Source organism: Microbispora sp. H13382 (assembly GCF_014161445.1).
Classification (GTDB): Bacteria; Actinomycetota; Actinomycetes; order Streptosporangiales; family Streptosporangiaceae; genus Microbispora.
Genome location: NZ_JABBXA010000003.1, coordinates 254,100 through 272,773 on the forward strand (window position 1 = coordinate 254,100; position 18,674 = coordinate 272,773).

The 18,674-nt window shown below is 72.3% G+C and carries 12 protein-coding genes; 4 read left to right on the plus strand and 8 right to left on the minus strand.

The genetic code is table 11. The features are described from left to right. Positions 1–67: 67 nt before the first annotated feature. Positions 68–2,785 (plus strand): RNA helicase, encoded by a 2,718-nt coding sequence (locus HHX41_RS08800; RefSeq protein ID WP_169982291.1) that lies wholly within the window; start codon positions 68–70, stop codon positions 2,783–2,785. A gap of 9 nt (positions 2,786–2,794) precedes the next feature. Here the strand turns inward: HHX41_RS08800 and HHX41_RS08805 are convergent, their stop codons facing one another. Both HHX41_RS08805 and HHX41_RS08810 read right to left on the minus strand, forming a co-directional pair. Then, positions 2,795–4,222 carry an RNB domain-containing ribonuclease gene (locus HHX41_RS08805; RefSeq protein WP_310741853.1) on the minus strand — a complete coding sequence of 476 codons (1,428 nt, stop codon included), beginning with the start codon at positions 4,220–4,222 and terminating at the stop codon, positions 2,795–2,797. Between the two features lie 36 nt (positions 4,223–4,258). After that, positions 4,259–5,029, minus strand: a complete 771-nt coding sequence (locus tag HHX41_RS08810; RefSeq protein ID WP_182905512.1) for an alpha/beta fold hydrolase — start codon at positions 5,027–5,029, stop codon at positions 4,259–4,261. A gap of 139 nt (positions 5,030–5,168) precedes the next feature. Between HHX41_RS08810 and HHX41_RS08815 the strand changes: the two genes are divergently transcribed. Then, positions 5,169–6,023 (plus strand): helix-turn-helix transcriptional regulator, encoded by an 855-nt coding sequence (locus tag HHX41_RS08815; protein WP_249350001.1) that lies wholly within the window; start codon positions 5,169–5,171, stop codon positions 6,021–6,023. A 21-nt stretch (positions 6,024–6,044) separates the two neighbouring features. Here the strand turns inward: HHX41_RS08815 and HHX41_RS08820 are convergent, their stop codons facing one another. Further along, the gene (locus HHX41_RS08820; RefSeq protein WP_182905678.1) at positions 6,045–6,935 is read right to left on the minus strand and encodes a 5'-3' exonuclease; all 891 of its coding nucleotides are present in this window, start codon (positions 6,933–6,935) and stop codon (positions 6,045–6,047) included. A gap of 43 nt (positions 6,936–6,978) precedes the next feature. After that, complete coding sequence (locus tag HHX41_RS40330) at positions 6,979–7,845, minus strand: PP2C family protein-serine/threonine phosphatase (RefSeq protein ID WP_310741854.1); 867 nt, start codon at positions 7,843–7,845, stop codon at positions 6,979–6,981. A 230-nt stretch (positions 7,846–8,075) separates the two neighbouring features. On the opposite strand from HHX41_RS40330, the gene HHX41_RS08830 reads away from it, so the two are divergent. Further along, the gene (locus HHX41_RS08830; RefSeq protein ID WP_182905679.1) at positions 8,076–9,194 is read left to right on the plus strand and encodes a Xaa-Pro peptidase family protein; all 1,119 of its coding nucleotides are present in this window, start codon (positions 8,076–8,078) and stop codon (positions 9,192–9,194) included. A gap of 163 nt (positions 9,195–9,357) precedes the next feature. Beyond that, positions 9,358–10,260 (plus strand): alpha/beta hydrolase, encoded by a 903-nt coding sequence (locus tag HHX41_RS08835; protein ID WP_310741897.1) that lies wholly within the window; start codon positions 9,358–9,360, stop codon positions 10,258–10,260. On the opposite strand, the gene fxsT is transcribed toward HHX41_RS08835, so the two are convergent. The 4 genes from fxsT to HHX41_RS08855 all read right to left on the minus strand — a co-directional run bounded on the left by fxsT (position 10,261) and on the right by HHX41_RS08855 (position 18,427). Beyond that, complete coding sequence (gene fxsT, locus HHX41_RS08840; RefSeq protein ID WP_182905514.1) at positions 10,261–14,193, minus strand: FxSxx-COOH system tetratricopeptide repeat protein; 3,933 nt, start codon at positions 14,191–14,193, stop codon at positions 10,261–10,263. It abuts the gene before it with no gap. Then, a complete protein-coding gene (locus HHX41_RS08845) occupies positions 14,186–15,445 on the minus strand; it encodes a TIR-like protein FxsC (RefSeq protein ID WP_182905515.1) in 1,260 nt (419 codons plus the stop codon). Before HHX41_RS08845 ends, fxsT begins: the two co-directional genes overlap by 8 nt. Beyond that, a complete protein-coding gene (locus HHX41_RS08850) occupies positions 15,442–16,044 on the minus strand; it encodes a hypothetical protein (protein ID WP_249350002.1) in 603 nt (200 codons plus the stop codon). Before HHX41_RS08850 ends, HHX41_RS08845 begins: the two co-directional genes overlap by 4 nt. Before the next feature lie 124 nt (positions 16,045–16,168). Further along, the gene (locus HHX41_RS08855; protein ID WP_220503868.1) at positions 16,169–18,427 is read right to left on the minus strand and encodes an FxsB family cyclophane-forming radical SAM/SPASM peptide maturase; all 2,259 of its coding nucleotides are present in this window, start codon (positions 18,425–18,427) and stop codon (positions 16,169–16,171) included. Positions 18,428–18,674 lie beyond the last annotated feature (247 nt).

The following is an 18,674-nucleotide window of genomic DNA, read 5'->3' on the forward strand; positions in this document are numbered from 1 at the left end:
GGCGGCCCGCGTAAAAGGATCACCGATGGCGGACACCCGGAATCCCGTTATCGGTAGGGTTGACGGTATGAGTACGCCAGCGGAACGCTATGCCGCCTTCCGTGAGGGGCAGTCCGGAACCGGACCCGCGCTCGCCTCGTTCCGCGAACTATACGACTTCGAGCTCGACGACTTCCAGCTCGACGCCTGTCAGGCGCTAGAGGCCGGAGACGGCGTGCTGGTGGCCGCGCCGACCGGGTCGGGCAAGACGGTGGTGGGGGAGTTCGCCGTCCACCTGGCCCTGCAGCAGGGCCGCAAGTGCTTCTACACGACGCCGATCAAGGCGTTGTCCAACCAGAAGTACAACGACCTGGTCAGGCGGTACGGCGCGCGCAACGTCGGCCTGCTGACCGGCGACAACAGCGTCAACGGCGAGGCCCCGATCGTCATCATGACGACCGAGGTCCTGCGCAACATGCTGTACGCCGGCTCCAACACGCTGACCGGCCTCGCGTACGTGGTGATGGACGAGGTCCACTACCTGGCCGACCGGTTCCGCGGCGCGGTCTGGGAAGAGGTCATCATCCACCTGCCGGAGTCGGTGCGGGTGGTGGCCCTGTCGGCCACGGTCAGCAACGCCGAGGAGTTCGGCGAGTGGCTGGGGGAGGTGCGCGGCGACACCACGGTGATCGTGGACGAGCACCGCCCGGTCCCGCTGTGGCAGCACATGCTGGTCGGCAACAAGATGTTCGACCTGTTCGTCGACGAGGGCGACGGCACCCTGCGGGTCAACCCGTCGCTCATGCGCATCGCCCGAGACGAGATGCGGCTGGCCCAGGCCAGGGGCAGGCGGGGCTACTCGCGGCCGGGCCGGGGGACGACGCCGGGCCGCTCGGATGTGATCGAGAAGCTCGACGCCGAGGGGCTGCTGCCGGCGATCACCTTCATCTTCTCCAGGAACGGCTGCGACGCCGCCGTCATGCAGTGCCTCTACTCGGGGCTGCGCCTCACCACCGAGGCCGAGAGCCACGAGATCCGCCAGATCGTCGACGAGCGGACCGCGCACCTGCCCGACGAGGACCTCGCGGTGCTCGGCTACCTCGAATGGCGCGACTGCCTGGAGCGCGGTCTGGCCGCCCACCACGCGGGCATGCTCCCCGCGTTCAAGGAGGTCGTCGAGGAGCTGTTCACCAAGGGCCTGGTGAAGGCGGTCTTCGCGACCGAGACGCTGGCGCTCGGCATCAACATGCCGGCGAGGTCCGTGGTCATCGAGAAGCTCGACAAGTGGAACGGCGAGACCCACGCCGACCTGACCCCGGGGGAGTACACCCAGCTCACCGGCCGGGCCGGGCGGCGCGGCATCGACATCGAGGGCCACGCGGTGGTGGTCTGGCAGCCGGGGATGGACCCCCTCGCGGTCGCCGGTCTCGCCAGCACCCGCACCTATCCGCTGCGCTCCAGCTTCCAGCCGTCGTACAACATGGCGGTCAACCTCGTCGGGCAGGTCGGCAGGGAGCGGGCGCGGACGCTGCTGGAGGACTCCTTCGCCCAGTTCCAGGCCGACCGCGCCGTGGTGGGCCTGGCCCGCCAGCTCCGCAAGGCGGAGCAGGCCCTGGAGGGCTACGCCGAGGCCATGACCTGCCACCTCGGCGACTTCGAGGAGTACGCGGCGATGCGCAGGCGGCTGTCGGACCGCGAGGCCGAGCTGTCGCGCCAGCGGGGGGCGGCCCGCCGGGCCCAGGCCGTGCAGTCGCTGGAGGTCCTCAAGCCCGGCGACGTCATCCGGGTTCCGGGAGGACGTCGCGCGGGCATCGCGGTCGTGCTCGACCCGGGCGTCAACGGCCGGGGGCACGACGGTCCCGCGCCGCTCGTGCTGACGATCGGCAAGCAGGTCAAGCGCCTGTCGGCGGCCGACTTCCCGGTGCCGGTCGAGCCGGTCGACAAGATCAGGATTCCGAAGGGCTTCAACCCGCGCTCACCGAAGGAACGGGCCAACCTGGTCTCGACCGTGCACGCGAAGCTGGGCGACCGCGACCTCGGCAAGCCGCCGCGGGCGCGCGACCACGCCCAGGAGGACGAGGAGATCACGCGCCTGCGGCGGGAGCTGCGCCAGCACCCCTGCCACGGCTGCGACGAGCGTGAGGACCACGCCCGCTGGGCCGAGCGCTACCACAAGCTGCTCCGGGAGACCGAGGGGCTGCGCCGCCGGGTCGAGGGGCGCTCCCACGTCATCGCCCGCACCTTCGACCGGGTCTGCGGCGTGCTGGACCAGCTCGGCTACCTGGACGGCGAGACCGTCACGGAGCAGGGCCGCAGGCTCGCCTCGCTGTACACCGAGCTGGACCTGCTCACGGCCGAGTGCCTGCGCGCCGGGATCTGGAACCGCCTCGACCCCGCCGAGCTGGCCGCGTGCGTGTCCTCGCTGGTGTACGAGTCGCGGCAGGCCGACGACGTCCGCAGCCCCAAGATCCCGGCCGGCGCCACCCGCGACGCCCTCGGGGAGATGGTGCGGCTGTGGGGCGAGCTGGAGGGCATCGAGGAGGACCACGGCCTGTCGTTCGTGCGCGAGCCCGACGTCGGCTTCGCCTGGGCGGCCTTCCGCTGGGCCAAGGGCCACAGCCTCGACGCCGTGCTGACCGACTGCGACCTCGCGGCGGGCGACTTCGTCCGCTGGATCAAGCAGCTGCTCGACCTGCTCGGCCAGCTGCGGGACGCCGCGCCCAAGGGGAGCAAGGTCGCCGACAACGCCGCCAAGGCCATCGACGCCATGCGCCGCGGGGTCGTCGCCTACTCCTCCGTCAGCTGACCCGCGGGCTCAGACGGCCGCGAAGCGGACCTCGCGGGTGGCGGGGTCGGCGCGCGTGAGCCGTACGGGGACGCGCTCGCCGAGCGGCAGCCGGTCGCCGTCGCAACGGGCGATCACGGCGGGCTCGGCGACCTGCACCTGCCCGCCCGGTTTCCCGTCGGTGACGTCGATGACGACGGCCTCGAAGACCTGTCCGATCCGGGGCCGCAGCACGGCCGCCTCGACCAGGTCCACGCAGGCCCGCTCCACCCCGCCGGCCCGCCTGCCGCCCGCGGCCATCTGCTCAGGAAGCTCGGGCAGCGCCCGCGTGACCTCCTCGGCGACCGGGCCGCCCGCGGCCACGGCCAGGCAGACCTCGGTGGCGTACCGGTCGACCAGCCGCCGCAGCGGCGCGGTGACGTGCGCGTACGGCGCGCCCATGGCGGCGTGCAGCGCCCGCGCCGGAGGGGCGCCGTCGAAGGAGACGTAGGCCGCGCCGCGCAGCAGCACCGTCGACTCGTGCAGGAAGGCGGCATGGCCCGGAATCTTGGGATCGATCCCGTGCACGACCTCGGCGTACGACACGCCGGCGGGCCAGGGCACGCCGAGCGCGGCGGCGACCCTGCGGACCTTGCCGACGTCCTCCGGGCCCGCTTCGGGCAGGACCCGGAGCACGCCGACACCCGCGTCCAGCATCATCCGGGCCGCCGCCATGCCGGTGAGCAGCGAGATCTGGGCGTTCCACGCCTCGCAGGGATGGTTGGTGCGGAACTCCACCCGGTAGCCGCCGTCCCCGTCGGGGACCACCTGCTGCTCCGGGGTCGGCAGGGACAGTCCGCCCCTGGCCCGCTCCCGCTCCAGCCGCAGCGGGCCCACCTCGGCGAGCAGCGCGAGCGTCCCCTCCGCCCGGCCGGTGTCCACGGCCGCCTGGACGGTGTCGTAGTCGAGCCGCTCGCGGCTGCGTACCAGGGCCCGGCGCAGGTCCACCGCCTCGATCTCGCCGTCGGAGCCGAGATCGAGCCGCCACAGAGCCGCCGGACGGACCTGCCCGGGCAGCAGGCTGGCCGCGCCCTCCGACAGGAGCGGCGGGTGCAGCGGGACCCGCTCGCCGGCCATGTAGATCGTCTGCGCGCGCACCCTGGCCTCACCGTCGATCGCCCCGCCGGGCCGGACGAACGCCCCGACGTCGGCGATCGCGTACCAGACGCGGTAGCCCGCCCCGCGCCGCTCGACGCACAGCGCCTGGTCGAGGTCCATCGAGCCGGGCGGATCGATGGTCACCAGCGGCAGATCGGTCCGATCCTCCCCGTCCGTGACGGGGGACGCGGCGGCCCGCTCGGCTTCCTCCAGTACCGGGGCGGGGAAACCATCCGGCAGGTCGAAATCGCTGCGAATGCGGGCGAATCCGTCGCGGAGCCCGTTCGCTGTGTCGTCTAAGCGGATCATCGTGCGCGGCACGCGATCAACCTACCCGAGTGCGGACATTCCAGGCTGTCAGCCGATGAAGTCCTGGACGAGCGCCACGAGCTCCTTCGGCCGCTCGGCCATCACGATGTGCCCGCTGTCCAACTCCTCGTACGAGGCCCCCGGGATGGCGGCGGCCAGCTCGCGGCAGTTCTCCACAGGGACCAGCGCGTCGCGGGCGCATCCGATCACCAGTGTCGGCGCCTGGACCCGCGGCAGCAGATCGTGGACGTCCAGTCGCAGGGCGAGATCGATCTGCCGGAGCCTGCCCGCATTGGCCCGATAGGCCGCGGCGAGCTCCTCCACAGCCGCCCGGCCGATGGAATTCAGATGCGCGCGGCTGAATGCGAGCAGCATCGTGTACCGCGGGAAAGTGCCGGCATCACCGGCGAGATCGCGCCAGACGGTCAACGCGTTGCGCAGGTACTCGTCGCCGAGTCCGGCGAAGCCCGCGACCGACACGAGGCCGCGGACCAGGTCGGGCCGGACGGCGGCGAGCGCGGCGGCCACCGCGGCGCCCAAGGAGTGCCCGACCACGTCGGCGGGTCCCTGTCCCAGATCGGAGATCACCGCGGCGAGCTGCTCGGCGAGCAGCTCGACCGTGAGCTCGCCCCCGTCGTCCCGCGCCGCGTCGCTGCCCGAAAGATCCGGCAGCACCACCATGGCGGCCTCCGCGAACGCCCCGGCCACGCCGTCCCAGGCCGTCGAGCCCGGACTGCCCCCGTGCACCAGTACGAGCGGGCGGCCCTCGCCCATCACCCGGTACGGCACCCGCGCGGTGCCCACCGTGATTTCCCTCATGTCCGTCTCCCGTTCTCGTCGCCGATGCCGGAGACGCTGCCAGGAGCGTGCGGCGATGAGGAGAGGAGGGGATTGCCTAGGACCGGCTCTCCTAGCGTGCGCGGGACGGGAAGGGGCCGGGACGCTCAGGATGGATGACATGAAGATGGACCGGACCAAGCTGGCCGACTTCCTCCGCCGTTCCCGCGAGCGGCTCCGGCCGCAGGAGGTCGGACTGGCCGCCGGACCCCGGCGCCGCACGCCGGGTCTGCGCCGTGAAGAGGTGGCCCAGCTGGCCGGGGTGTCGGCCGACTACGTGATGCGGCTCGAGCAGGCGCGCGGCTCCCAGCCGTCGGCCCAGCTGCTGACCGCACTCGCCCGGGCTCTGCGGCTGACCGAGGACGAAAGGGATCACCTCTACCTGCTGGCGGGTCACCGCCCGCCCGAAGGGGCGCGCGCCGGAGATCACGTCCGTCCCGGTCTGCTCTATCTCCTCGACCGGCTGGGCGAGACGCCGGCCCAGCTCCTCAACGACCTCGGGGATCTGCTCGCGCAGAACGCCCTGGCGGAGGCCCTGTTCGGATGCGTGTGCACGATCGCGGAACCGGACCGGAACATCGTGTGGCGCTGGTTCACCGACCCGTCCGTGCGCGAGCCGTACCCCACCGAGGAGCACGACCGTCTCAGCCGACTGCACGTCGCGGACCTGCGCGCCGCCGCGACACGTCGTGGCTACGATCGGCCTTCGAGCTCGCTGGTCGACCGGATCGGGGCGGCGAGCGAGGAGTTCGCCGCCCTCTGGCAGCGGCACGAGGTCGCCGTGCGCCGCGCCAGCCGGCTGCGTGTCATGCATCCGTCCGTCGGGCCCATCGAGTTCGACTACGAGCTGCTGCAGACGCAGGCCGCGGATCAGCGCCTCCGCCTGTTCACGCCGCCGCCCGGTTCCAGGAGCATCGAGGCTTTGGAGCTCCTGCGTGTAGTGGGCCCGGAGACCGCCCACCGCGGTCACCGATGAGAGCCTCCCGCGCGGCGGGGCTCAGGCCAGCGTGGCGAGCAGGCGGTTGAGCGGGCTGTCCAGGCCGTACTTCTCCGACAGCGCGACCAGCCGCTCGGGATGGCGCGGCGCGGCGGGCAGGGTGACGTCGACGTCCGGGACCGGGACGTCGCGGGCCACCCGGACGACGAGGGGGGCGACCTCCAGGTAGTCGCGGGCGGCGGCGAGCTTGTTGCGGGCGCCCGCCGGGAAGCCGTCGGCGCCGCCGTCGTCCAGCGCGGCGAGCAGCGCGGACAGCGACCCGAAGCGCGTGACGAGGGCCGCCGCCGTCTTCTCGCCGATGCCGGCGACGCCGGGCAGGCCGTCGCTCGGGTCGCCGCGCAGCGTCGCGAAGTCGGCGTACGCCCGGCCCGGGATGCCGTACTTCTCGCGGACGAACGCCTCGTCGATGATCTGAAGGTTACGAATGCCCCGTACTGTGTAAAGGGCCCGGCACGGCTTCTCGTCGTCCACGAGCTGGAACAGGTCACGGTCGCCGGTCACGATGTCCACGGCGGAGGTGGCGGCGGTCGCGTAGGTGCCGATCACGTCGTCGGCCTCGTAGCCCCCGACGCCGACGCGGGCGACGCCGAGCGCGTCCAGGACCTCCTCGATCACCGGGACCTGCGGGGCCAGCGTGTCCGGCACCTGTTCCTCGTCGCCGCTCGCCACCCGGTGCGCCTTGTACGACGGGATCGCGGCCACCCGGAACGCCGGCCGCCAGTCGGCGTCCATGCAGGCCACGATCTGGGTGGGGGAGTGCTGCCGCACCAGGGTGGCGATCATGTCGAGGAGCCCGCGCACCGCGTTGACCGGCATGCCGTCCGGCGAGGTCACCGACTCCGGGACCCCGTAGAAGGCGCGGAAGTACAGCGACGGAGTGTCGAGAAGCATCAGCACCCTGCCATTGTCACGCCTGTCAGGAGTGCGGTGGGCCCTATCCGGTCACCGCGACGGCCAGCAGGCAGGTGTCGTCCTCGGGGTTGGGGCCGCCGATCGCCTCCACCAGGCCGTCGAGGCCCGCGTCGAGATCCGCTCCGGCCGCGCCGAGGCCGGTCGCCACGGCCGCCTCCACGATGAGGGACACCCCCGCGCCGATGTCGCGCGAGCGGCGCTCGACCAGGCCGTCGGTGAACATCAGCAGCAGGTCGCCGGGCTCGAGGCGGACGTCGGCCACCCCGTACGGCAGGCTCGACGTCGCCCCGAGCACGACCCCCCGGGGCGCCCCGAGCTGGCGCGCGCCCCCGCGGCGCACCAGTATCGGGGCGGGGTGACCCGCCTGTGCCCACGTGAAAAGGCGGGTCGCCGGGTCGAAGTGGCCGCACACCGCGGTCGCGGTGGTGTCGTCCAGCCGGGTGAGCACCAGGGTGTTCAGCCACGTCAGCAGCATGCCGGGGCAGGCTCCGGTCATGCTCAGGCCGAGCAGCGCGTGCCGCAGCTGCGCCATCTCGGCGATCGCGGGCAGGCCGTGCCCGGACACGTCGCCCACCGCGAGGAACATGCGGCCGTCGGGCAGCGGAGCGGCGTCGTACCAGTCGCCCCCGAGGCTCGACGCGCGGCCCGCCGGGACGTACCGTACGGCGATCCGGGCGTAGGGCAGGTCGATCGACGCGCCCGGCTCGGGCAGGATCGCCTCCCGCAGTGCCAGCGTGACGCGGCGCTCCTCGACGGCCCGTTCCCGCCGCTCCGCCCAGCGCCGTCCGCCGATGTTCTTGCCCGGAAGGATGCCGACGGGGGCGGCACCGGGCGTCGCGCCCGGGTCGCGGTCGTCCGCGGGGGGAAGGGCCGGCCTTGTGCCGCCCACTACGCCGACCATTTGTCTCGCTCTCGATGTTGCTCGTGCACTGCCGTTGGGACGTTCCGTGATCGCCCTGACGCGGAGCGTAGCAGTCCTGCATTACCCGGGGGTTGGTTTTCTTCTATGCCGTGGAATAAGCCAGAGCCCCGCGAAGCTCGCCCGCGTGGCGCCTGTGGTACAAGCACCTGAGTGTGTCGCCGGAGTCCGCGCTCGTTAGATTAGGTCGCGTGACGACGATGTCCCAGGAACCCTCCGACCTGTATCCCACGACCCGCCCGGCAGCCGTACGGGAGGCCGTCGGCCGCGCCGGTCTCGACGCGCTGCTGCTGACACCCGGCCCGGACCTGCGTTACGTGACCGGCTACGACGCCCTGCCGCTGGAACGCCTGACCTGCCTCGTCGTGCCCGCGTCCGGCGAGCCGTTCCTCATGGTGCCGCGCCTGGAACTGCCGGCCGCCGAGCACTCGCCGGCCTCCCGGCTCGGCGTCGAGTTCGTGGCGTGGGACGAGACCGACGACCCGTTCGCCGAGGTGACCCGCCGCCTGGGCCCGGTCGCCAGGGTCGGGCTCGCCGACCGGATGTGGGCGATGCAGTCGCTGCGATTCCGGGCCGCCATGCCCGGGGTCGAGCAGGTGCTGGCCGGGAGCGTCCTGCGCGAGTTGCGCATGCGCAAGTCGCCGGCCGAGGCCGCGGCGCTGGCGGAGGCGGGGGCGGCCATCGACGCCGTGCACAACATGGTGCCCCAGTTGCTCAAGGCCGGCCGCACCGAGCGCGAGGTCGGCAAGGACATCGCGGAGGCGATCATCGACGCGGGGCACGCGCGGGTCGACTTCGTGATCGTGGGCTCGGGACCGAACGGCGCCAGCCCGCACGCCGAGGTGAGCGACCGGGTGATCCGGCCCGGTGAGCCCGTGGTGGTGGACATCGGCGGCACGATGCCGAGCGGCTACTGCTCGGACTCCACCCGGGTCTACTGCGTGGGCGAGCCCCCGGCGGAGTTCACGGCGTACTACGAGGTGCTCAAGCGCGCTCAGGAGGCCGCCTGCGCCCACGTGAGGCCGGGCGTGAGCTGCGAGTCGGTGGACGCCGCCGCCCGCGAGGTGATCGCGGAGGCGGGGTACGGCGAGTACTTCATCCACCGCACCGGCCACGGCATCGGCCTGGAGACGCACGAGGAGCCGTACATCGTCACGGGCAACGCCGAGGAGATGCGGCCGGGGTTCGCGTTCTCCGTGGAGCCGGGCATCTACCTGCCCGGACGGCACGGCGCCCGGATCGAGGACATCGTCGTCTGCGGCGAGACCGCCGGCGAGCGGATGAACCACACCACCAGGGACCTGGTCGTCGTGGACTGATGCGGCCGCCCCTCGGCAAGGGTCGTCTCTCACTGCCTGTCGCTCCGATCGTCGGAGTGGCGATTCGAGCTATAGTCGCTTCGTCCTCGGCGGTCTAGGCTGCGCGTGGGGGCAGTGCAGTGCCAGGCGGGCCCGTCCGTTGTGGAGGCTTGAGTTGACGCAGGTGGTCACTGCTGCCGACGGCCGTGCCCTGGCGGTGGACTCCATCGGGGCGCCCGACGGCAAACCGGTCTTCCTGCTGCACGGCACACCGGGCAGCCGTCACGGTCCCCGCCCCCGAGGAGTCGTCCTGCAACGACTCGGCGTCCGGCTGATCTGTTACGACAGGCCCGGGTACGGACAATCCAGCCGGAGACCGGGACGCACGGTGTCCGACAGCGCCGACGACGTCAGCGCGATCGCGGACGCGCTGGGCCTCGGCGCCTTCGGCGTCGTCGGCCGGTCCGGGGGCGGGCCGCACGCTCTGGCCTGTGCCGCGTTGCTGCCCGGCCGGGTGGAGCGGGCCGCCGTCCTCGTCGGCCTGGCGCCGGCGGACGCGCCGGATCTCGACTGGTTCGCCGGGATGACCAGCTCCAACGTCGAGGAGTACACCTCGGCCGACGACGACGTCTCGGCGGTCGAGGCCGACCTGACCGAGCGCACAGACCACATCCTGCATGATCCGGAGTATCTGCTCAGGTTCCTCCTGCCCGAACTGACCAGCTCCGACCGCCGGGTCATCGAGGATGTCGGCATCCGGCGGCTGCTGATCGACACGTACGCGGAGGCGTTGCGGCGCGGGCCCGACGGCTGGATCGACGACGTGCTGGGCGCGCGCCGGCCCTGGAAGTTCGAGCTGTCCGACATCTCCGTTCCGGTCCTGCTCTGGCATGGGGCGGACGACATGTTCTCTCCGGTCGAGCACACGCTGTGGCTGGCCGACCAGATCGCGCACGTCACACTCAAGGTCGAGCCGGGGGTGGCGCACTTCGGCGCCGTGGAGGTGCTTCCGCAGGTTCTCGCCTGGATGGTGGACCCGGCCGCGCGAACACGGTTCGCGTCGGCCGGGACGGGTTTCGCGCGCTGATCAGAAGGGCTGTGGGTCCAGCGTGCGGCCCACCAGCCGCCCTGCCCGCAGCGTCGTGACGGTCGGATGGTCGTCACCCAGCACCGCGGCGAGCTGGCCGAGGAGCGTTTCGCGCTCGGCGGCGGCCTCCGCCGCCCCCAGGCGTTCGCGCACCAGCAGCAGGTTCGCCTGGCAGCGCAGCGTGTCCGGGTGCCGTGGCCCCAGAGACCTGCTCATCCGGTCCAGGGTGTCCTTCTGTATGTCGGCGGCGTGCTCCAGCCGGCCGGCGTCGGCCAGCATCGCCGCCTCGGCCGCCTTCGCGGCCAGGTGATAGGGGTGGTCGGGACCGAGCCTGGCCGCGAAGCCGGCGGCGGCGGCTCTGACCTCCGTCAGCGCCTTCTCCTGGTCGCCCCGCAGGTGGAGTGCGCTCGCCATGTTGAGCCTGCAGACGAGCGTGTGGGGGTGGTCCTCGCCGAGCCGGCTCCGGTATGTCTCCAGGACCTCCTCGATCTCCCTTTCCGCGTCGTCGATCCGGTCGAGGCCCAGCAAGGTCACCGCCCGGCCCAGGCGGCAGGTGAGAGTGTCGAAGCTGTCGTCTCCGAAGCGCCGGCGCAGCAGTGACCAGGCCTCCCGGAACCTCTCCTCCGAGCTTTCCATCGCTCCCGTGGCCCGCAGCGCCATCGCGTACACCACCTGGGCGTTCATGCTGACGGGCGAACCGCTGCCCAGATGCTCGGCGCATTCGGCGGCGGTCTTCGCCATGCGCGCGGCGGCCGCGTCGTAGTCACCGGCCTCCAGTAGGTCGCGACCCCGGTTGACCGCGCTGAACAAGGTGAAGGGATGGGCGGTACCGAGCGCCGAGCGGCGCTGGTTCAGGGTCTCCTCGTCGAGTTGCAGCGCCTCACGGAACCTGCCGTTGACCCGGTAGGAGACGGCGAGGTTGTTCCCGGAGGCCAGGGTGCCATGCTCCTCCACGCCATGGATCGCGCGCCAGGTCCGGTAGGTCTCCTCCTCGATGGCCAGCGAATCGGCGTAGTCGCCCAGCGCCCGCAGGTCCGCCGCGAGGCTGCCGGCGGTCAGCAGGGTGTGGCGGTGGTTGCCCAGAACACGCCGCTGCTCGGCGAGGGTGCTCTCGTTCATCGCCCGGGCCTCCTCGAAACGGCCCAGGCTGCGGATGACGTTCCCGAGATTGAACCTGAGGTGCAGCAACTGCCGCTTGAGCCGGGCCGCGGCGTCCGGGTCCGTCTCGGCCGCGAGCATGTCCTCCCACACCGCCGCGGTCCTCCTGCCGAACTCCTCCGCCTGCGGCAGGTCCCCGCGCAGCCAGATGTAGCGGAGACGGTCGATGAGCAGCGTGCGAACCGGCTCCTGGCCGGAGTACACGGCACCCACGGGCTCCAGGTGCGGCCAGATCATCTGATACCTGGGCCAGTTCGCCGGGTCGTCGACGTCCTTCTCCGGCCGGGCCGCCGCGAGCACCCCTTGCACGTCCAGGCGGGCCGTCGCGCGTTCCTCCTCCGTCATCCGCTCCTTCGCGACCGCCTGGAGCACGAGGTGGACATGGATGCGCTGGGCGGGGGTGTCGTTCTTGATCAGGGCCAGACGGTCGAGCTCCCGGATCAAGATGGTGATGTCCTGCGGCTCAGCGAGCGTCGGGTCCAGCGGCCGCAGCAGTTCCACCATGGCCCGGGACTTGAGCAGGTCGAGGCCGATGCGGGGAGCCATCACCGAACAGAGCTCGAACAGCCGGGAGGCGGCGGCGGACCTGTCCCGCAGTTTCTGCAGAGACATGTCCCACGCCTTCGACAGCGACTCGGGATACTCGGCGAGCCTGCTCCGCGAGATCGCCCGGAGGGGCTGTGCCCTCAGCTGGTCCAGGTAGGCGTCCACGGAGATGTCGGTCTCGGCCAGCCAGGCGCCGGCGGCGGCGACCGCCAGGGGGAGGTCACCCAGAGCCTCTGCGGCGTTGCCCGCCTCGGCCATGCTGATGCGGGTCTCGCCGACCCTGCGGAGCAGGTGCGCGACGCTCTCCTCACGGCTGAACACGTCGACCTGGACCGCGTGGGACCGGTGTTCCCACTCCCGGTTGCGTGAGGTGATCAGCACGTGACCGCTGCCTCCGGGCAGGAAGCGGGTGACGTGCTCCATGTCGTCGGCGTTGTCGAACACCAGCAGCCACCGCCGGGCGAACTCACCCTGCCCCAGCGCCTGCCTGACGGCGGGAACGACCTCGGCGGAGGTCAGCGCCGGGCCGGCGGCCGCGGGGCCGCGCATCCGGGCGACCAGGTCGGCCAGCGACGCGTCGACGAACTGGGGCTGCTCACAGTCCACCCACCACACCAGGTCGTACGCCGCGGCGAAGCGGTGGGCGTACTCCATCGCGATCTGGGTCTTGCCCATGCCGCCGCTGCCCAGGATCGTGAGGGGGCGCATCACGGCGCTGCCGTTCTCGCGCAGTTCGTCGCGGATGTGGCGGAGAATGTCCTCCCGGCCGGTGAACAGTTTGTTCTGGGCGGGGGCCTCGAAGATCTGCGGTGCGGCGCCGGGGTAGCGGGCGCCGAGCGTCCGGGCGGGTGGCGGCGCCCCCATGTCGACCATCTCGAGAAGCTGTGCGACCGCCTCGTCCTCCGGCAGGCCGGCGAGGAAGGCCGCGGTGGCGGACGACAGCGGGGCCACGGGCCGTACGCTCGCGGTGTAGAGGGCGTAGGCGGGCTGCCGGGGGGACAGGGTCCCGCGGACCTGCCTGATGTACGCCGGGGTGACGACGGCGAGGACGGACGCCAGGCTCTCGCTCCACTGGTCGTGGTCGGGCTCGTCCAGCGGGTCGCGGACCGTGAGGCCGGCCGCGGTGAGGACGCCGCCGATCCACTCCGCCCACGCCTGGTCCTCGGGGAGGTAGTCCAGCAGGATCTCGTTGGGGGGCTTGCGGATGAACCGCTGCCGGGTGCGCAGGCGCACCGCCTCGTCCAGGTAGGGCATGGCGGTGACCGCGCCGTCGGTGAGCCTGGCCGTGAGCCGCTCGTACGCCGACCGCAGGGATCCGGGTTTGCCCGGAGGGTCGCCGAAGACGGCCAGGATCTCCTCGTAGGCGTAGAACGCCTGGTAGGGCACCTCGACGGCGGACCAGTACTCCTGCCGGCCGGCCTCGTTCAGCCCGGCGGGCAGGCCGCGGAAGGCGTGGAAGGCGAACGCGCGGCCGACCTCCATCTTGTCCATCTCCGCCTGGTCCACCCGCATGGGGACGGGCAGGATCCGGATGTCCCTGGACAGCATGCGCTCCTGGACGGTCCTGGCGACCTGGGCGCCTCCCAGGATGCCCTGGTTGCTCAGCGTGAAGCAGTCGACGAGCACGTCCGGCAGGTGCATGGTGCAGATGTCGGCGACGTCGCTCAGCCCCGTGCGGCTGTCGATGAGGACGTAGTCGTAGTCGCGCCTCATGTCCGCGCGGAGCTCGTCGAAGAAGTCGGCGCCGTGCAGCACGTCGAAGAACAGGTCCCAGTCCATGGCGCTGACCGTGCGGGTGTAGTCCAGGTTCTGCCGTCCGCGGGGCAGGTAGTCCAGGACGCCGCCGTCGGGGAAGGGCCAGTCGAGGGAGAAGACGTACGGCCGCACCTGGGCCTGCTCCTGGATCACCCTGCGGAGGCGGGCCCGGGCGTCGGCCGGCTTCCCCTCGGCCGGCAGGGCACGCCGTGCCGCCCACTCGTAGCTGCGGATCAGGTCCACGATGCCGGGCTCGCCCGCGACGGAGATGTCGATGAACGGCTGGTAGAACCGGTAGAGGCCGGGGGAGTCGAGGTCCCAGTCGGCGACGAGGACGCGCTTGCCGTTGGACGCGAGGATCCAGGCGACGTTGGCCAGCGCCATCGTGCGCCCGGTGCCGCCCTTGTACGAATAGAAAGTGACGATCTGGCCGTCGCGGGTGCGCGGCTGCCTGCTGTCGTCCATGTCAGCCATGTGTCTCCTCGCCGAGGGTGTCCAGTGGCGGAGTGAGGGTGCTCGGCCCGGGCCCGCCCGCCAGCCGGTGCCGCGGCGACGCGACATCGTCCGGGTCGGGCTTGGGACCGTGCCGGAAGTACTGCCGCTCGGCCTCCACCACCAGGCGCGGCATGATCGAGGCGAAATGTTTCAGGGAGCGGACGCCGGCGACGGCCTCGCGGGCCGACTCCGTACGGAGCGCTCCGGCCTGTTCGAGAAGCCCCCTGGTCCGCTCCGCGAGCCGGTCCGCACGCTCACCCCCACGGGGATCGGGCACCAGGAGAGGAACCACCCAGGGCGGTAGACCCCGGACGAAGGCGTCCAGCCGGCCCGCGGCGTCCTCGTCCGCGACGAACCAGGGATCGATGAGCGCCACCCCGGGCAGCCGCTCCGCTTCGGGCCTCAGGACGTCCCTGACCACGGCCGCGAACTCCAGCCGCTCGGCGACGCCGGCCGCGTACTCGGCCAGGGAGAGCTCCTGCTCGTCCAGGAACGGCCGCCAGAGCCACGAGCTGGTCCCGTACCGGTGGGGATCGGCGCCCGCCGGGAGGGCGGCGAGGGCCGGCGCGGCCACGGTCACCTCGAAGACCGGGTGGGCCTCGGCGGAGGGAAACGGGCTGTCGGCCGTCGTGATGTCCGCGATCTCCGAGGGTCCGACGGGCGATCCCTCGGCGAGCTCGACGATCCGCCGGGCCAGCCGGTCGAGCACCGCGTGGTAGGAACCGCGCATCGGAGCGATCTTGAGTAGCGCGCGCAGGCCGTGCTCCGCGTAGCCGGGCACGGAGCCGGCGTCGAGCTGGAGCAGCTCCGGCCGGTCCGCGCCGTCGGGCAGCGGCGCCCACAGCACGGGGACGATCCGGGTGAGCGGATCCGCCACCCCGGCGTCGACCATCCGCTGCCGGTAGCAGGCCCACTCACGTCCTGGCCAGGACCTGGCGAAGTACCCGGGGGAGTACAGCGCGACGAAGACCTCCGCGGAGCCGAGGGCGCGGGAGAGCCACGCCTTCCAGTCCGTGCCGGCGCGGACGTCCTGGTCGAAGGAGCCCGGGGAGACGCCGAGGTCGCGGCGGGCGAGTGCCCGCACGGCCGTGTTGAGGTCGCGGAAGAACGGCCGGACCCATTGGTCGGGATCGGCGCCGGAACTGCCCGGCAGGGGAGGCGAGTGGGCGTAGCTGAGGAAGAAGTAGCCGCCATGCCGTTCCCAGGGGGCGTTCCGGGTGGTGTCGGTCATCGCGGCTCCTCGAAGCTGGTGCCGAGTGTCCTCACGTCGAGCGCGAGCGGCTCGACGCGATGGTGCATGAGGATCTTCTGGATGCGCTGCGCCAGGAGCCAGACCACGGTGTGGTACTCGTTCGACCTGCCGAGCCGGCGCAGTCCGAAAATGCCGTGGGCCTCGTACAGAGCGATCTCCTCGGCGAAGATGTGCAGGTTCTCTCCCGCGAACCGCTCGACCGACCCGACGATCTCGGGAAAGCCGTCCGGCGCCGGCGCCCAGATGACCGGCAGGATGCAGGTCTGGTGAACCGAGGCGGAGTCGTCCAGCCGCACGACGCGCCGGCGGGAGAAGCCGTGCCACTCCATCGCGCACCACTTGCTCCGCATGTACGGCGCCATCAGCAGGGGGATGAACACCTGGCAGGTTCCGAGCGCGTCGAGCAGCTCGCCCTCCCAGCGTTCGCCGCCGCCCATGGACCTGTCGATGAAGCCGTACGGCGCGCCCGGGATGCGGGGCACCAATACCGCCAGGTCCACGCACAAATCATTGAAGAATCGCATGGCGAGCTCGTTGGGGCCCGGCGGTGTGTTCTTCTCCGTGTGCGCGTAACTCATAAAGAACAGCGGCGCCCGCGGATCAAGATCGGCGAAAGCCCGATCGCCCAACCCGCACACCCCGCTTTCTTATATCGCTTTGATGGTAACCATTTCTCGCGGAGAACTTCCGGGGTTCGCGAGGTCAGTCCCCGGCCCACGAGCCGACGGTCGCCCGCATGCCCGCGACGAACCGGACGCCGTGCGGTGTCAGGGATCCGGAGGCGGTCAGGACGTCGATCGCCTCGTGGATCCGCGCGCTGAGCCTGCCGAACCTGTCTCGGGCGTCCGCGCCGGGCGTGACCCGCCACAGCTCCGCCTGCGCCAGCCGCGCGTAGGCCTCCCGGAGGATTCGGCCGGGGGCCTGCGGGGTGACCTCGACGAGGCCGTGCAGGGTCGTCAGCGCGTCCAGCTTGGCGATCTGGAACTCGCGGAGCAGGGCGACCTCGAGATCGCCGGAGCCCGGCGGCGGCAGCCCGACCGCGCCCAGCGGATGCCGGAGGCCGCCCGCGCGGTGCCCGCGGGGCGGCCCGGGGCGCAGCGGCACCACGGCCCGCAGTCCCGCCCTGAGCGCGCGGGCGTAGGCGGGAGCGTCCTGTTCCAGGCGCTTGCCCGCGCCGTCCAGGCAGGTCCTCCAGCCCTCCCAGCGGCTGCCTGTGAGACGGCCCGCCGGACGCCATCCGGACCGGCCGCGGAAGGCGTCGAGGTCGTCCACGAGAACGGTGCGATCACCGAACCTGGCCGACCGTACGGGCAGCCAGCGCGGGTCCTGCCCGGTGACCCGCCGTCCGGCCGCATACAGCCCCCGCGAGGAGACCGAGACGCGGATCGTACGGCCCGCCTGCCGCCCCAGCCGGAGCACGCCCAGAGCCGGCAGGTGCAGGGAGCCGTCGCGGACGGGGAGCGGCAGCTCGGCCTCCATTCCGGCGTGCAGCGCGGCCGAGGCGGCGATCCCCGCCAGGTGGGCGAGGTCCAGCGTGGCGCGGGCCGCGCGCGGCGGACGCAGGCAGCGTGACGCCCACACGGCCGTACAGGGATGGGCGAGGACCTCCGCCACGGCCGCCGGCCGTTCGAGGTCCACCCGGGAGAGCAGGGCCAGCCCTTCCCAGGCCGCCTGCTCCAGTTCGCCTGCTCCGTCCGGCAGGCCGGAGGCGACGCGGGCGACCAGCGCCCGGGTCAGCGACAGCCCGGCCTGCGCGAGCGCCGCCACCGCCGCGGGATCGCCCGGGCCCCGCGCGAGCGAGTCGAAGGCGGCCGGGGACAGCGTGTGAGCGGCTGTCCCCGTGGAGCCGGCGTCCGGGGCGGGGGCGGCTTTCGCGGCCGGGACGACGAGACCGGCGAGCGCCTTGAGGTCCGGGCAGTAGACGGAGGGATTGGAGAAGCCGCTCCCCGTGCGGTAACGGTGCGCGTACAGGCCGCCGCCGCACACGCGGACCACCTCGCAGGATCGGCATGTCTCGCACAGCGCGGCCAGGCCGCCGCGGCGGGCCGCCGGGCCGGGAAGGGCCGCCACCGCGTCGACCGCGTGCGTGCGGACGTTCAGCCCGGTTTCAGGGGCTCCGTCGAAGGCGGTCTTCAGCGAGTCGGCCTGCTCCCAGCCGCCGTCGGTCTCGATGACCAGCAGGTTCACCGGGTCGAGGCCCACGGACTCGCCCAGGCTGGGCCCTCCGGACGCGGCGGACAGCATCGAGTCGAACAGGCGGATGGCGACCGGACGGCCGTCGGAGGTCCACCGGGCGTGGACGCGGCCCAGCCAGTCCGCGTACGGCGTGCCCCCGCCGGGCCGGGGCGGCGGGTGGTCCCAGGTCGCGTGGGGGAGGAGCAGGTCGAGGCTGGGCGGCGACTCGGCGAGCAGCGCCTCGTAGACCGCGATCGGGTCGTTGGCCGGATCGACCGTGCACAACAGCCCGGCGTAGAGGTGCCGGTACTCCGGCCGCCTCAGCAGCTCGAGGGCATGGCGGACGTGGGGATGACTGCTCCGCCCGTCGGCGAACCGGCGATGCCGGTCGTTGGCCGCGCGGTCGCCGTCGAGGGACACCCCCACGCGCACCGCGTACTCGTCGAAGAGCGCGCACAGCGTCTCGTCGAGCAGCACGCCGTTGGTGTGCAGGCGTAGATCCAGCCGGCACACGGGATCGACGCGGGAGCGGAGCACGGCCAGGACCTCGCGCAGCCCCGCAGCCCCGAGCAGCAGGGGCTCGCCGCCGTGCAACACCACGCGTATCTCGCCGAGACCGTGCGCGGCCGCGTGCTCGGCGATCCGCCGGGCCGCCCACCGTACCGTCGCCCCGCCGATCGCCCGCGGCTTGCGGCGCCAGCTCTGGTCCGCGTGCTCATAGACGTAGCAGTGATCGCAGGCCAGGTCGCACCGGTTGTGAATCTTGAGGACGTATTCGGTGACCAAAGGCGGCGCGGCGCCGTCAGATGGCCGAATTGAACACCGCCGTCCCGGTCGTTTCCGTCTCCCCGAGCACATGCGTCACCAGGCGGTTCACGGCGCCGTCCGCGTCCGCGGTCAATTCCGCGAGCGACACGTCCCGCAAATCGGGGATTCCTATTCGACCGTCATTCACGACCGTTTCCTCCTGGGTATCGGGCGGACGCCGGAGGGGTACCGGAGAGGAGCTTTTTCAGCGTAGGTCACGGCACCG

Bases quoted from the DNA above. Each gene is read 5' to 3' on its own strand.
- HHX41_RS08800 (WP_169982291.1), top strand. From the start codon at position 68: ATGAGTACGCCAGCGGAACGCTATGCCGCCTTCCGTGAGGGGCAGTCC.
- HHX41_RS08810 (WP_182905512.1), bottom strand. From the start codon at position 5,029: ATGAGGGAAATCACGGTGGGCACCGCGCGGGTGCCGTACCGGGTGATG.
- HHX41_RS08815 (WP_249350001.1), top strand. From the start codon at position 5,169: ATGAAGATGGACCGGACCAAGCTGGCCGACTTCCTCCGCCGTTCCCGC.
- HHX41_RS08820 (WP_182905678.1), bottom strand. From the start codon at position 6,935: ATGCTTCTCGACACTCCGTCGCTGTACTTCCGCGCCTTCTACGGGGTC.
- HHX41_RS08830 (WP_182905679.1), top strand. From the start codon at position 8,076: ATGTCCCAGGAACCCTCCGACCTGTATCCCACGACCCGCCCGGCAGCC.
- fxsT (WP_182905514.1), bottom strand. From the start codon at position 14,193: ATGGCTGACATGGACGACAGCAGGCAGCCGCGCACCCGCGACGGCCAG.
- HHX41_RS08845 (WP_182905515.1), bottom strand. From the start codon at position 15,445: ATGACCGACACCACCCGGAACGCCCCCTGGGAACGGCATGGCGGCTAC.
- HHX41_RS08850 (WP_249350002.1), bottom strand. From the start codon at position 16,044: ATGAGTTACGCGCACACGGAGAAGAACACACCGCCGGGCCCCAACGAG.